This is a genomic window from Mesorhizobium sp. M1A.F.Ca.ET.072.01.1.1 (assembly GCF_004023325.1).
Lineage (GTDB): Bacteria > Pseudomonadota > Alphaproteobacteria > Rhizobiales > Rhizobiaceae > Mesorhizobium.
Genome location: NZ_RZSF01000169.1, coordinates 1 through 14,300 on the forward strand (window position 1 = coordinate 1; position 14,300 = coordinate 14,300).

Consider the following 14,300-nt stretch of genomic DNA (forward strand, 5'->3'; position numbering starts at 1 on the left):
CAAGGTGCGCGTCGCCATGAGCAACGCCTTCGCCATGGGCGGTACGAACGCAGTTCTGGCATTCAGGCAGGTGTAGAAGCCATGCAAGACGCCTCATTTGAGGTCACCTGTCGTATCTAGCTGCTTGCCGGACCACTATGTGAAGCGAGCGCTATTGGCTGCCTCTGCGATGCGGGAATTGGCAGCGGACGTCTCACGATCAAACAGGCATCTGCTTGTAGAATTCTTTTAATCGTGAAGCGGCGCGAGTGCGCTATCCGTTGAGGTGAGCAAGGCCGGCGCCCTGGGTGAGCGCTGGTGTCGGGTGGTGGAAAGTACAGGGGGAGCTGTGTGGCCCCCTCTTTCTCGGCCTCGACGATGTGCGAAGGAGCCTGTGCGGCGAACGGGCCGACGCCCCAGGCTCAGAACCTGGGCGAACCTAACTCCCGCCAAAGGACAGCCCAGAGCTGGATACACGAAAGAGATACTGAACCCGCGAATCAGATTCTGATCAATCGTCGTGTCTGAGCTCCGCTCGGCTCTTACGGAGATAATCGCGCGGCCCGGCAACGGCCGCGCGTGCCGCGGGCGTGAGCTTTGCGCTTCGTCAGAAGTGCCTCGAGCGTGACGACGATAATTGACCAGCCATATGGAACGCATTCGCCCAGTTATCCAAAGCGTGGATACCTTTCATCTAAACAAAGGATTTTACCGTTTTTGCTGCAGGTCCCATAGAGGCGCTTCAAGTTGGAAAGATAGGTAGTTCCCATGGTTGCGTTGGATCCGAGGAGCATCATCTGGTGTGCGGGGCGCACAAAGTCAGTCGCATCTGCATTACGGCTTGGTCTTTCGGCGGTCTCCACAAGTTACGCCCCGTTGGTGCGATGCCAATTATTTAACCAATGCTTGGACATTTATCTCAACCAGACAGCTCCAAGGTGAGGTCTTCCATGCGCCCGAATGTCGATTGGAAGTTGTGCTGGGAAAATGAGCTGCAACTGGCCGACCATGTCGAACTCTCCGACTTTTTTCGAAAGACCTATGGACGGACTGGCGCCTTCAACGCGGAGCCATTCGAAGGCGGCCGCAGTTGGGCCGGCGCGAGGCCGGAATTCCGCGCAATCGGCTACGACGCGCATGGGGTAGCGGCTCACATCGGCATGCTGCGGCGCTTCATCAAAGTTGGCGAGGTCGACTTGATCGTCGCTGAATTGGGCCTGTACGCGGTTCGTCCGGATCTTGAAGGGCTCGGAATCGGTTTTTCGATGCGCGTGGCGTACCCAGTGCTCCATCAGTTGGGTGTTCCATTCGCTTTCGGCACGGTTCGGCACGCGCTGCGAAACCATGTCGAAAGATTCTGCAGAGCCGGCCTCGCGAACATTGTGTCGGGCGTTCGCGTACGATCGACCCGTCCAGATGTGCATCCCGACCTGCCGCCCACGCGCCTGGAAGACGTACTCGTGTTGGTTTCGCCGATCGGACGCTCGATGGACGAGTGGCCGTCCGGTACCCTGATCGACCGGAACGGTCCGGAACTATGAAGCCTCTGGACTACATATGCGAAGGGCAGAGTGACAATGCCGATGGCACTGCAGAGCGCAGCGTCTATCTGACGTTTGACGATGGTCCCAATTCATTTTTCACACCGCAGATACTCAATGTGCTGGCGCAACATCAGGTGACGGCGACCTTCTTCGTTGTTGGGGCCTACGCGGCCGACGAGCCGGAACTCGTTCGCCGAATTATTACAGACGGGCACGGTATAGCCAACCACACGATGACTCATCCGGACCTGGCCAAATGCGGGTCCGTCGAAGTCGACTGCCAGATAGTTGAGGCAAACAGAGTCATAGGGATGGCTTGCCCGCAGGCCATGGTTCGGTACTTTCGTGCACCGTATGGCATCTGGACCGAAGAAGTAATCGCTGCATCAGCGGGTGCGGCATTGGCGCCCGTCCATTGGTCCATTGATCCACGCGACTGGTCTCGCCCCGGCGTTGACGCCATCGTCGACAGAGTGCTCGCCGATATCCGGCCGGGCGCAATCGTGCTGTTGCACGACGGGTGCGCTCCCGACGAATTGCAACCAGGCAATCAAGCCAGTCTGCGCGACCAGACGGTGACAGCGTTGTCACGCCTAATTCCAGAATTGCACGGCCGCGGATTTGTAATCCGATCACTTCCTCAACACCCCTGAACAAACAGAGATCCTATGGACCTTCTCACCACAGCCAGTACTGTTGCCGTTTCGTCTTATGCGGTGCTCTCGACTGTTTACAGAGGCATGCAAGCGGTCTACTCCCAACCGGAAAATGTTACGCCGCCGTCGGAAAGCTTGTTCGGATCCGACCGTTGGCCGAGCGTGGATGTCATTATCCCCTGCTACAATGAGGACCCGCGCACACTCGCGGCGTGTTTAGCTTCCATTGCAAATCAAGATTACGCCGGAACATTTCAGGTCTATCTGGTTGACGACGGTTCTGGAAATCGTAATGCCGTCATCCCGGTACATCACGCCTACGAGGGCGACCCGAGATTCAATTTCATTCTGCTCCGCGAGAATGTTGGCAAACGCAAGGCGCAGATCGCCGCCATCCGCCGCTCATCTGGAGATTTCGTGCTCAGCGTCGACTCTGACACGACACTTGCGTCCGACGTCATCACAAAGCTTGCAGTAAAAATGCGGGATTCCATGGTCGGAGCGGCCATGGGCCAGCTGACGGCATACAACCGCAGCGACACTTGGTTGACCCGATTGATCGATATGGAATACTGGCTGGCTTGCAATGAGGAGCGCGCGGCGCAAGGTCGCTTTGGTGCGGTCATGTGCTGCTGCGGCCCATGTGCAATGTACCGCCGGTCTTGTCTCCTTTCTCTGCTGGATCAATACGAGACGCAGCTGTTCAGGGGGAAACCAAGCGACTTCGGTGAAGACCGTCATCTTACGATCCTCATGCTGAAAGCAGGCTTTCGAACCGAGTACGTTCCAGGTGCCGTCGCGGCGACAGTCGTTCCGGACAAGATGGGACCTTATTTGCGCCAACAACTCCGCTGGGCACGAAGCACCTTCCGGGACACGATGCTTGCGCGAGGTCTACTGCGTGGCCTGGATCGCTATCTAACTTTGGATGTGATGGGAGAGAATCTCGGCCCATTGTTGCTCGGCATCGCGGTAGTAACGGCGCTCGGTGAGCTACTATTTTCACATACAGTAAATTGGTGGACGGTGCTGGCTATTGTCACGATGACCATAATCAGATCTACGGTGTTATCTTTCCGCACTCGGCAGCTTCGATTCATCGGCTATTCAATGCACGCGTTAATCAGGATATTCCTGTTGATCCCCTTGAAGGCTTACGCCCTGTGTACATTGAGCAATAGCGATTGGCTGTCGCGTAAAAGTGTTCCCCTGCCCAACAGGAGCACAAAGGAAATCACAAGCGCGATGCCGCTTGCCGGAGCAAATGCTGCGGGCAATTCTGGAATTGCGGAGTCACTTCATACTGCAGATCTTTCGCTCACAGCTGGTGAAGTCTGACGGCCTTGCAGCGCCGAGTGACCGAGTAAGTTGTGTCAGTCGACACGGGGTGAAGCTTTCGAGTTACCTATGGTCAGAACGGGAACTATCTGGAAGCGACACGTGGCATCTTGACGTTATTCTTTGGCGGAAGCGATACACGCGTCGCTCCGGCCGCGACTTTCCAAAGGTGCCATCTCAAGGCGGTGGCCTGCTCTGAACCAGAATTCGCAAGTAAGCTGCCGGTGGCCAATCGGACTCATTCCGCTTGAGATAGACGCATGTCCAATGTAGCAATCGACCTTACCGGCGTAACCAAATTATTCGGAAACAAGCTCGTTGTGGACGGGCTGTCCTTCACCGTTGCATCGGGAGAGTGCTTCGGTCTGCTGGGGCCGAACGGCGCAGGCAAGAGCACGATTGCGCGTATGCTCCTCGGTATGACCCGGCCTGACGCGGGTGATATAACAGTCCTCGGTCTACCAGTGCCGGCACGCAGCCGCTTGGCCCGCAAGGGCATAGGCGTGGTCCCGCAGTTCGACAATCTCGACCTGGAATTTACGGTACGCGAGAACCTGTTGGTGTTCGGGCGCTACTTCGGCATGAGTACAAGAGAGATCAACGCCGTCATCCCACGGCTCCTCGAGTTCGCTCGCCTTGAGAGCAAGGCGGATTCACGTGTCGGCCTGCTATCCGGCGGGATGAAGCGGCGCCTGACGCTGGCACGTGCTCTGATCAACGACCCCCAGTTGCTTGTGATGGATGAGCCCACGACCGGCCTCGACCCGCATGCCCGCCATCTGATCTGGGAGCGACTTCGTTTCCTGCTGGCGAGCGGAAAAACGATCATTTTGACCACCCATTTCATGGAAGAGGCTGAGCGGCTTTGTGATCGGCTGTGTGTTCTCGAGCGGGGACGCAAGATCGCCGAGGGCAGTCCTCATGCGCTGATCGACGAGTACATTGGGTGCAACGTGATCGAGATCTTCGGCGGCAATCCACAGGAGCTGATTTCGCTGATCAGACCGTACGTTCAGCGTGTCGAGGTAAGCGGCGAGACGCTCTTTTGCTATGCGCCTGAGCCGGAGGATGTGCGCATCCAGCTTCGCGGTCGAGCGGGTCTGCGTATTCTAGAGCGTCCACCCAGTCTGGAGGACGTTTTCTTGAGGTTAACCGGACGTGAGATGGAGAAGTGAGCAATGGGTGAACGTTTTGCGGCCGCTCTACCCGCCAACGCCTGGAACTGGATCGCGGTGTGGCGCCGCAATCATCTGGCATGGAAGAAGGTGGCATTTGCTTCAATGCTCGGCACCCTTGCTGATCCGATGATTTACCTTTTCGGGCTCGGCACTGGCCTTGGACTGTTGGTAGGCCGCATCGAAGGTGCATCCTACATCGCCTTTCTGGCAGCCGGCATGGTTGCGACGAGCGCGATGACAGCATCAACCTTCGAAACAATTTACGCGGTTTTCGGTCGAATGCGCGATCAGGGCACTTGGGAAGCAATCCTGCACACACAACTTACCCTCGGCGACATCGTTCTCGGTGAATTGACCTGGGCAGCCACAAAGGCCTTTCTGGCCGGTACGACAATTGCGATTGTTGCCGCCGCGCTAGGTTATGCCGCGTGGACGTCGGTTCTCTACGTGCTGCCGGTCATCGCTCTCACCGGGTTCGCCTTTGCGAGCCTGGCCATGCTCGTCATCGCGCTCGCGCCCAGTTATCACTATTTTATTTTCTATCAGACGCTTGTCATCACACCCATGCTGTTCCTTTCGGGCGCGGTTTTTCCAGTCGGCCAATTGCCAGGAGTGTTTCAGCAGATTGCGGCCTTCTCGCCGCTGGCGAATTCTATCGATCTAATCCGTCCGGTGATGCTCGGCCGCCTGGGCGACAATGTAGGGCTGCATATAGGCGCACTTTGCATGTTCGCTGTATTGCCTTTTTTTCTGTCGGCTGGACTGTTTCATCGACGACTAATGCGTTGACGCTTACCTACGCCCATCAACGAGAAGGAGGTCCGCAATGCCGGATTGCAAACTGCCCCCAGCGGCCCGGAGGCATGCGTGTGCCAGGAATCGCGAGTGGTACAACAACGCCGAAGCCGGGCGCCACCCAGCCGCTGCAGGCACGCGCCCATCTTCGCGACCACACCTCGGAGTACAGGCTGGGTGGTGAGGCGCGCGGACCCACCCGGAGCGTTCAAGCGATAGCAGCCAAGCTTCTTGTGCGCGTCCCCAGACCGTCGCGGCCATTATTTAGTTGGATACACATGCAATGACCCACAACGAACCAACTCCTGAGCCTTTTGTGATCCTTGCTATGCCAAGGACCGGAACACACTATTTAGAAGAATTGCTAAACGAGCATCCGACCGTTCTGAGTAACGGTGAGTTGCTAAACGAATATGATCCCAATTGGCCCAGCACGGATCGCCTGCTAGGCACGGATCGCGAGCTTCTTGAGCTTGCCTATGTGCGCTGCCCTATGCGCGACTACAAGAATGTGACGCATCTTGGCTGCAAGATCAATGAACCTCAGTTTCGCGAGCGTCCAGCATTCTTTGCGGAATTAGCTCGTTGGCCAGCACTCAAGGTCATCCTCGTTGTTCGCCGAAACGTATTGGAATCGCTCCGATCCTTTGTGCAGGCCAGGGAAAGCGGTCAGTGGCTGAAGTTCAGCTCGGACAACGATACCGCTCGGCCACCGAGCGTCAGGTTGTCAATCGCCGACTGTGAGGCTTATTTCAAAGCCGCCGACGATTTTCACGCTCGCGTTATGGACTCCTTCACGTCGACCAACCTGCTTGTAATGGAATACGAGAGCCTACTTCACGAACCTGCCCAATGCTTGGGAGCGGTTTGGGATTTCCTGGGCGTTCCAGCGCTTGAGCCATCAGATAACGCCATCTTGCAGCGCCAGGAAACGCGACCGCTTGATCAAACGGTGGAGAACTTTGACGAGTTGCGGATTCACTTCGCACGCGGACCTTATTCAAGATTTTTTGACCTCGGAGATTCAATGCGCTCCTACGCTTAATCGCTTGTACCGCGTGCTCTGATGGGCGTGTAGGATATCCTGCAGTTTGCGCGCATTCCGTTCCAAAACTGACAAACCAAAGTCACCAAGGCAACCGGCAGTCGATCTGCGGCGAACATCAAAGGGCACGGGCGCAAGGCGACCTGGTCAATTCCCTCTCTGATGAAGCACTTCCTCAGACGCGATCTTTGGCGAGCCTCGAGTGCAGAATTCCGGCAAGGTGGAGGGTTCCAGTGCGCAACTGCACCAATCTCGCTGGACGGGACAGGCGTCCAGTTGGCACGGCGCTTGCTCCGAGATGACAGCAGCGCTCGACCGGAGCGCAGCATGGGAGAAGGAGGAGCCCCCACCCCGATCCGGTCAGGGAGAGAGAAACGATGTTGGTTCCAAGAGTCCCCCGCGCGATCGCAGCGCCCCGCAAGCGCCATTTTGCCCGGACCTACGTGCAGGTACTTGCCGCCATGGTCCTTGGAGCCGCAATTGGCTACCTCTATCCGGAAACCGGCCAAAGCCTGAAGCCGCTCGGCGATGCCTTCATCAAAGTCATCAAGATGATTATCGCACCTGTCATCTTCCTGACAATTGCGACCGGCATTGCCGGCATGAGCGATCTGCAGAAGGTCGGCCGAGTTGCCGCCAAGGCGATGGTTTATTTCCTTACCTTCTCGACGCTTGCACTCGTTGTCGGGCTGATTGTCGCGAATATCGTTCAGCCTGGCGCCGGCCTCAACATCGATCCGGCCTCGCTCGATGTCGAAGCCGTTAAGGGCTATGTGGCCACGGCTCACGAGCAGTCCGTGACCAGCTTCCTGATGAACATCATCCCGTCAACGATTGCCAGTGCCTTCGCGGAAGGCGACATCCTGCAAGTCTTGTTCTTCTCGGTCTTGTTCGGCATTGCTCTGGCGATGACCGGAGAGACGAGCAGGCCGGTCGTTACCTTTCTCCAGGCGCTCACCGCCCCCATTTTTAAGCTCGTCGGCATTCTGATGAAGGCTGCACCCATCGGCGCCTTCGGCGCTATGGCCTTTACGATCGGCAAATACGGAATCGGTTCGGTGGCCAACCTCGCGATACTGGTCGCGACGTTCTATCTGACCGCCTTCCTCTTCGTGTTCGGGGTTCTCGGCGTGGTCTGCCGCTGCAACGGCTTCTCGATCTTTTCTCTTGTCCGCTACATCAAGGACGAGCTGCTGCTTGTCCTGGCAACGTCCTCCTCGGAGGCCGCGCTGCCCTCGCTCATGGAGAAGATGGAGAAGGCCGGCGCCGCGCGTTCGGTCGTAAGTCTCGTCATCCCTACTGGATACTCATTCAATCTGGACGGCACCAATATCTACATGACGATCGCCGCCCTCTTCATCGCGCAGGCGACGAACACAGATTTGTCAATTGCCGATCAGATCCTCCTGCTGCTAATTGCGATGCTTTCCTCGAAGGGTGCGGCAGGCGTCACCGGCGCCGGCTTCATCACATTGGCCGCTACTCTGTCTGTCGTGCCGAGTGTTCCCGTTGCCGGAATGGCTCTAATTCTTGGCGTGGACCGCTTCATGTCGGAATGCCGCGCGCTGACGAATTTAGTCGGTAATGCGGTGGCATCGCTCGTTGTCGCTCGCTGGGAAGGCGAATTGGACCAGTCCCGGATGGAAGCCGCTTTCCGCGGTTAGGGTTACATCAAACGGGCTCCCCGCAAGCAAGCAATAGCGCGACGTGTAAGTCACGGCCTTCACAGCAGTCGAATTGCCGGCCTCCAAAGAGCGCTGGAAATAGTGTACTAACGCGGAGAGTAATACAACACCATGAAGCCCCTAAGCAAACGAACGGTTCACGGAAACTCATCTGGGTCCGCATGGAGCGCTGTTCGTCGAATGCGTTATCAACCGTGGGGTGTGGTAACTATTTCAGCTTGCCGCCCCAAGCCGTCGCGGGATCGCACCGGATGACGGAGGACCGGCCGATCAGAATCGCTAGGGGAAAGCGCGTCACAATTGCCGATCTCGCCCGCGAAGCCGGAGTCAGCGTAGCAACAGTCGATCGGGTTCTGAACGTCCGCCTTCCGGTGCGAGAGGAGACCGCCCAGCGGGTCCATGCGGCCGCGCACGCGATCGGCTATCATGCTGCCGGTCTCATCAAACAGCGCTTGCAGCAGCACCTGCCGCACTACAAGCTGGGCTTCATCTTGAGAAAACCTGCCCACGATTTTTACCAAGATTTCGCTCGCAATATTGAAGAGTCGGTCAGTATGGCTAAATCCTTCCACGGCCTTCCGATCATCGAGTTCGCGCAGTCACATTTGCCGCGTGACCTGCTCCCGCTTCTTAAGGACCTTGGAAGCCGCTGCCAGGCGATCGCCATGGTGGCGGCCGATCACCCGAAAATCACAGCATCAGTCGAGGAGCTCAAGGCGAAAGGTATCCCGGTATTTTCGCTGTTATCCGACTTCGCCGATGGCGTGCGCGAGGGCTACATCGGCCTCAACAACAGCAAGGTCGGACGGACTGCCGCTTGGGTGTTTTCCAAGGCCGCAAAACGGCCCGGCAAGGTGGCGGTGTTTGTCGGAAGCCATCGCTTCCAGGCGCATGCGACGCGGGAAACGGCCTTTCGTGCCTATTTTCGTGAGAACGCGCCCAAATTCGAGGTGCTTGATCCGCTCGTGAACCTTGATGAACGGCAGCTCACTTACGAAAAATTGCTGGATCTTATGCAGCGGGAACCAGAGCTCGTCGGCTTCTATATGGCCGGCGGGGGTATAGAGGGAGCAATTTCCGCGCTCCGAGAAGAGGGGAGCGGTCAGGATCTCGTCGCGATCGTGAGTGAAATGACGCCGCAGTCACGTGGGGCGCTTGCGGATGACATCTTGACGATGGCGGTCGGCACGCCAATGCGCCGACTTTGCCAGGAGCTGATAATGGCAATGGAGCGGGCCATCAAAGCCGGCGTCGCGGAGAGCCCGGGGCAGACATTTCTGCCGTTCGACATTTATCTTCCGGAAAATATTTGACCTTGATGGATTTCTATCATGAGCGCCCATTTTCCTTTCACCGATGAAAGGAAAGCTCGATTGACTCGGCCGTCTCTGTCCGATCTGTGAACCGGCGTGGTTCCGTCTTGAAAGAAGCCGGATGCCGAAATGGCAGCCGCGCTTCATGGAAGGAAAGTCAAGCAATGCGCCAGGTATCGCCCCGCTTTGCACTCGATCACATGGCGGCGCCCCGCCTTGACGTCAGTGCGCTTTTCGCGCTTGCCCGTGACCAAGGCCTGACCGACGTCCAAATCCGTTACCCTCATTTCAGCAATCCTGTCGCACGCGGCATTCCGGCTGCGGACGTTCGGTTTGCCGCTACCGAAGCGGGCGTCACGATCATCTCTGTCAACGCCTTGCAGCGGTTCAACGACTGGACTCCAACGCGTCAGGCCGAGGCAAGCAACCTCGCCGATTATGCGACGGCGTGCGGGGCAGAGACGCTCGTGTTGGTGCCGGCCAACCGCAGCTCGTGGCCCACCAATAGCGAGCGCCAGGACAATCTTCGTTTCGCTCTAAACGAGATCAAGCCAATCCTCCAGTCGCGGGGTCTGATCGGTCTCATCGAGCCGCTGGGTTTCCGAACCTGCTCGCTTCGATCAAAGAAGGAAGCGGCCGAGGCCGTTGCCGCGGTTGATGGCCAGTCCGTCTTTCGCCTCGTGCACGACACGTTCCACCACACCCTGGCCGGGGAGACATGCCTGTTCTGCGAGCTTACCGGCCTGGTGCACATTTCAAGCGTAAACGACCCGACCTTCTGGATTTACCCCGATCGCTTTCTTGCAGGTTCCGACAATGGCAGCCAGATTCAGGCGCTGCTGGATGGCGGCTACGCGGGACCTTTCTCGTTCGAGCTGATCGAGGAAGTCCATTCTCTGGACGATCTCGCAGGCGCACTTGCCGCCAGCATCGACTTTATCCGGCGAGGGCTATTGTCGTCAAAGTAGATGGTGACAGGTGTAGTGACTATAGGTGCGCCTGAATTTTCCGAGGGTTCACAGCGGGGCAGCCATCCGAGATGCCTCCTGTATCATTATCTCCCGCATCCAGATGCTTGCCGGATCGCTATTGTGGAGGGCCGGCCATTGGAGGGTCTCGGTGAATGTGGGAAATGGCAGCGGAAGTTCGATAACCCGCAGGGGGAACGTTTTTTCGAAATGCCTGACCAGCCGTAAGGGCATGGTCGCTATACGAGCTGTGCCGGACACCATAGGTGGAATCATGCTGAAGCCCTGCACGGCGACCTCGACACGTCTCTTAAGGCCATGCTCAAGCAAAAACCATTCCTCGATAGACGGCTTCATCGTACGCCCGAACCTGACCGCGACGTGCCTCATCGACATGTATCTCTCGAATGTAAGCTGCTGTGGCAGCTGCTTGTTTGTGGGACAGCCTACGCACACGAGCTTCTCGTCAAACAGCGCAATGCTTGAATGCACACTCGACGTGAACATATCCGGTAGAATTAGAAAATCGACGTCACCGCGCCGGAGAAGCTCATCGGGGCTATCGTCGACAGGCAGCAGTTCGAAGCTGACGGCGGGGGCTTCCCGTGAAATACGCTCCACAAGCTTTTCGAAAAACACGAGCGTGACGAAATCGGAAAGAATGATCCTGAAGAGGCGATCGGCTCGAGCTGGGTCAAACGGATCCGAAGAAATAATCGAGCACTGGATGTGCTGGAGAGCGTCGCGAACTGCGGGGGCAAATGCTGCCGCACGCGGGGTTAGAAATCGTTCGCGACCTCTTATCGTAAACAGTTCATCGCGGAAATAATCGCGCAGTCGGGCGACGGCCGCACTCATGGCGGGCTGACTCAGGTTGATCCTGCGTGCCGCCGCCGAGAGATTACGCTCCGTCAGGAGTGCGTCGAGCACAACGAGGAGATTTAGATCAAGTCCTTTGAAACGCATGTCATCAGCCATCCATGGGATGGATGCCTTTAACCGAAACAAACGACTTTAACAATTTAGCATTCTTGCAATCTTTTGTCGCAAAAAGTTTATGATGGATGACGTTAAGGTCCGACATATGAGCCGCGTGATCTGCCGAAGCGAGCAATCGTTCGTACTGTGCAGGTCAGAGATTGGCAGTTTGAAACGCCGGGCCGATGGCGCCGGGCTATCAACCAGCGTCTTCGGCGGCCCCGACCTAGCTGGGCGTGGAATCTAATAGGGTGCACCTTTCCAGTCCGAGGCGACTGATGGGCGGTTTGATCCTAAGCTGCCGTGAGGCCTGTGCCAATTGTATCGGCGAGCCAATGCAGCAGTCCGGCAGCGTTTTTGAGAGCTGTTGTAGGCTCGGCCTAAGCCCATTGGCGCAAGCCTATCTGAACGAAGCGCTTGGCCTTGCCGCTATCCGGTATGTGATCTGTGGTGTCTTCTCGTCCTGCTGTTCTTGTTTTGGAACGCCCTTATGGTGAGCCCATCCGGGACGTGGGGCACCGGGAGCACAAAGGTGCAGGCAGGCCGTCAATAGACCGTGGGCTGAGAGCCCGAGCTCGTTACATGGCCGCCCCTGGCGACTTTCCCGGATGCGCTGCGAGCGCGGATCAGTAGATGTCGTGTTGCCCGCCAGCTCCCGTCTTTGACCGAGCCAAGAAGGAGGAACGGGCATGCTTATCATCGGACTGGATATTCACCGCGCCTTCGCCGAAGCAGTGGCATGGGAGGAGGGCAGGCTCAGGCGACTCGGCCGCGTCGACATGCGGCGCGATCTGCTGGCGGCGTTCGCCGCGAAGCTGTCGCCGAACGATGTCGGGGTGATCGAGGCCACCGGCAGCGCGACGTCCGCTGCAGCTGTGATTGCGCCGCATGTGAAGAAGGTGGGGATCGCCAAGCCGAAACAGGTGTTTATCGTTGCCTATGCCAAGATCAAAACGACGATCGACGCCGACGTTCTTGCGCAGCTCTATGCCAGCGGCTTCTTGCCAGAAGTCTGGATTGCGGACGAGCCGACGCAGGCTCTGCGTCGACAGGTGACACGGCGCAATCAGATTGTCCGACAGAGATCTCGATTGAAGAGCGTCATCCAGTCGATCCTTCATAGCCACCTGATCCGTCCTGCCCGCATGCCGACCTGTGCGGCGCCAAGGGTCGGACCTGGTAATCGAGCAGGTCGTACCGCAGGACGAGCGCCTCGCGATCGATGGGCATCTGCGCGAGTTCGACCGATTGGGCGAAGACCTCCAGGTCATCGAACGCGATCTTGTCCGCTCGGCTCTCGAGGATGAAGGCGTGAAGCGGCTGATGACCATTCCCGGCGTCGACATCACCGTCGCGCTGGCGATGAAGGGCGGCGATCGGCGACGTGTCGCGCTTCGACGATCCGCAGAAGCTCGTGACCTATCTCGGGTTGAACCCAAGCGTCCAGCAGTCCGGCCAGGTCCGGCCTACCATGGGCGGATCACCAAGCAGGGCCGTGGTCATGCGCGCGGCATGCTCGTCGAGGCGGCCTGGGCGGCCGCTCGTGCTCCCGGACCGTTGCGAGCCTTCTCCCTGCGGCGTGCGAGCCCGGCGCGGACAGCATGTCGCGGCCGTGGCAACCGCACGCAAACTCTCTGTCGTGATCTGTCATCTGTTGAGAAGGGCGAGAGTTACGCGTAGGCTCGACCCTCCCTGCATGCCAAGAAGCTTGCGCGATGTGGAACTCAAGGCCGGGAGCAAGGCTGTGCGCGGCCAAAAGGGAGCGCACGCCTACAACATAAAGAGCCACCGGGAAGAAGAGCGCCGCTGGGTGGAGCAGGCCGAGGGCGCCTATGCACGCCTCGTCGCCGGTTGGAACCCACGAGGTCCGAAGAGGGTAGGCACGGATGCCGCAAACCGGGCGCCCAGCTTGGCATAAGGGCTACGTGGCCTCAGGAAGCGTCGTCGCCAATGCAGACCATGGACGAATTCCCAGCCGATGCCGAGATGCCGGTCGACCGTGCCTGTCGCCGTCCGGTGATGCGATGCCCCCGAGCGGATGAGTTCGCCCCGGATGCTCCCGGTCACGACGCACGGGTTCGGGTTCCAAGGCGCTCAGTTTTGTTCGCGCCCAATCGGTGTAGGACGCGGCAGAAAATACGAGCGTGACGAAATCGGGAAGAATGATCCTGAAGCGGCGATTCGGTAGAGCCGGGTCAAACTATCCGACGAAATAAACGAGCACTGGATGGGCGGGAGAGCGTCGCGAACTGGAGGGCAAGAGCTCCCGGACGCAGCGTTAAGTTTGAATACCTCCGCGGACATGGTCGCGAGCTTATCGCGCAAATAATCGAGCAGCCGAGCGCCGGCCGCACTCATGACCGGCTGGGCTCGGTTAATCCTGCATGCCGCGCCCATGAGGTTGCGCTCTGTCGGGAGTGCGTCGAGCACAACGACGAGATGTAGTTCACGATCTTTGAAACGCGTGGTCAACTATCCAAAGTGTGGATGCCTTTCATCGAAACAAACGATTTCATCAATGTTCTGGAATCCTGCATGGGCAGAAGCACCTGACGCACACCGATGCCCCCACTGCCTCATGGCGTGGCGAGCGTCTTAAGAAACCGCCCGAAAGGAGATTTTTCATGCGCTCTACCGGGCAGTGGAGTGCTGGGAAAGGGAGTTGCAACTGACCGGGTCCGACTTCTTCCGAGCCTATGGACAGACTGGGAGACGCGCACGGTGTAGCGGCTCACATCGTCATACTGCACCTACGCCACACACCGGCCGGACCTGATCCGGCTTTATGAGCATTGGGCTTTGTCAGTTGCCCAAGCGTGAT

11 protein-coding genes and 1 pseudogene are annotated in these 14,300 nt (G+C 58.0%); 11 read left to right on the forward strand and 1 reads right to left on the reverse strand.

Translation table 11 applies throughout. From position 1 onward, the window contains the following. Nucleotides 1-929: 929 nt before the first annotated feature. The 9 genes from EOA32_RS21765 (at nucleotide 930) to EOA32_RS21805 (ending at nucleotide 10,501) form a co-directional block, all read left to right on the forward strand. Entirely contained in the window at nucleotides 930-1,520 is a 591-nt protein-coding gene (locus EOA32_RS21765; protein ID WP_024505875.1) for a NodA family N-acyltransferase, read from the forward strand. Further along, nucleotides 1,517-2,176 carry a chitooligosaccharide deacetylase NodB gene (gene nodB / locus EOA32_RS21770; RefSeq protein ID WP_126057632.1) on the forward strand — a complete coding sequence of 220 codons (660 nt, stop codon included), beginning with the start codon at nucleotides 1,517-1,519 and terminating at the stop codon, nucleotides 2,174-2,176. The genes EOA32_RS21765 and nodB overlap by 4 nt, the downstream gene beginning before the upstream one ends. Nucleotides 2,177-2,191: 15 nt before the next feature. After that, nucleotides 2,192-3,517, forward strand: coding sequence for a chitooligosaccharide synthase NodC (gene nodC, locus EOA32_RS21775; protein ID WP_032899868.1), 1,326 nt, complete (start codon nucleotides 2,192-2,194; stop codon nucleotides 3,515-3,517). 260 nt (nucleotides 3,518-3,777) lie between these two features. Continuing rightward, entirely contained in the window at nucleotides 3,778-4,692 is a 915-nt protein-coding gene (gene nodI, locus EOA32_RS21780; RefSeq protein WP_024505873.1) for a nodulation factor ABC transporter ATP-binding protein NodI, read from the forward strand. 3 nt (nucleotides 4,693-4,695) lie between these two features. Further along, nucleotides 4,696-5,484, forward strand: a complete 789-nt coding sequence (locus EOA32_RS21785) for an ABC transporter permease (RefSeq protein ID WP_029356621.1) — start codon at nucleotides 4,696-4,698, stop codon at nucleotides 5,482-5,484. Nucleotides 5,485-5,773: 289 nt separating this feature from the next. Further along, nucleotides 5,774-6,535: a sulfotransferase gene (locus EOA32_RS21790; RefSeq protein ID WP_024505871.1), complete on the forward strand. Its 762-nt coding sequence runs from the start codon at nucleotides 5,774-5,776 to the stop codon at nucleotides 6,533-6,535. A gap of 377 nt (nucleotides 6,536-6,912) precedes the next feature. Next, on the forward strand, nucleotides 6,913-8,199 hold the full coding sequence (locus EOA32_RS21795; RefSeq protein ID WP_126063813.1) for a dicarboxylate/amino acid:cation symporter: 1,287 nt from the start codon (nucleotides 6,913-6,915) through the stop codon (nucleotides 8,197-8,199). 272 nt (nucleotides 8,200-8,471) lie between these two features. Further along, nucleotides 8,472-9,533, forward strand: a complete 1,062-nt coding sequence (locus tag EOA32_RS21800) for a LacI family DNA-binding transcriptional regulator (protein WP_024505889.1) — start codon at nucleotides 8,472-8,474, stop codon at nucleotides 9,531-9,533. Nucleotides 9,534-9,697: 164 nt separating this feature from the next. Continuing rightward, nucleotides 9,698-10,501, forward strand: coding sequence for a TIM barrel protein (locus EOA32_RS21805; RefSeq protein WP_024505888.1), 804 nt, complete (start codon nucleotides 9,698-9,700; stop codon nucleotides 10,499-10,501). Nucleotides 10,502-10,549: 48 nt separating this feature from the next. Here the strand turns inward: EOA32_RS21805 and EOA32_RS21810 are convergent, their stop codons facing one another. After that, nucleotides 10,550-11,467 carry a LysR family transcriptional regulator gene (locus EOA32_RS21810; protein ID WP_024505887.1) on the reverse strand — a complete coding sequence of 306 codons (918 nt, stop codon included), beginning with the start codon at nucleotides 11,465-11,467 and terminating at the stop codon, nucleotides 10,550-10,552. A gap of 701 nt (nucleotides 11,468-12,168) precedes the next feature. Here EOA32_RS21810 and EOA32_RS40790 point away from each other — a divergent pair. Together EOA32_RS40790 and EOA32_RS40795 are read left to right on the forward strand one after the other, a co-directional pair. Beyond that, a pseudogene (locus EOA32_RS40790) lies at nucleotides 12,169-12,543 on the forward strand (IS110 family transposase); the annotation flags it as partial. A gap of 91 nt (nucleotides 12,544-12,634) precedes the next feature. Beyond that, nucleotides 12,635-13,159, forward strand: coding sequence for a transposase (locus EOA32_RS40795; RefSeq protein WP_245265439.1), 525 nt, complete (start codon nucleotides 12,635-12,637; stop codon nucleotides 13,157-13,159). The last annotated feature ends 1,141 nt before the right edge of the window (nucleotides 13,160-14,300 follow it).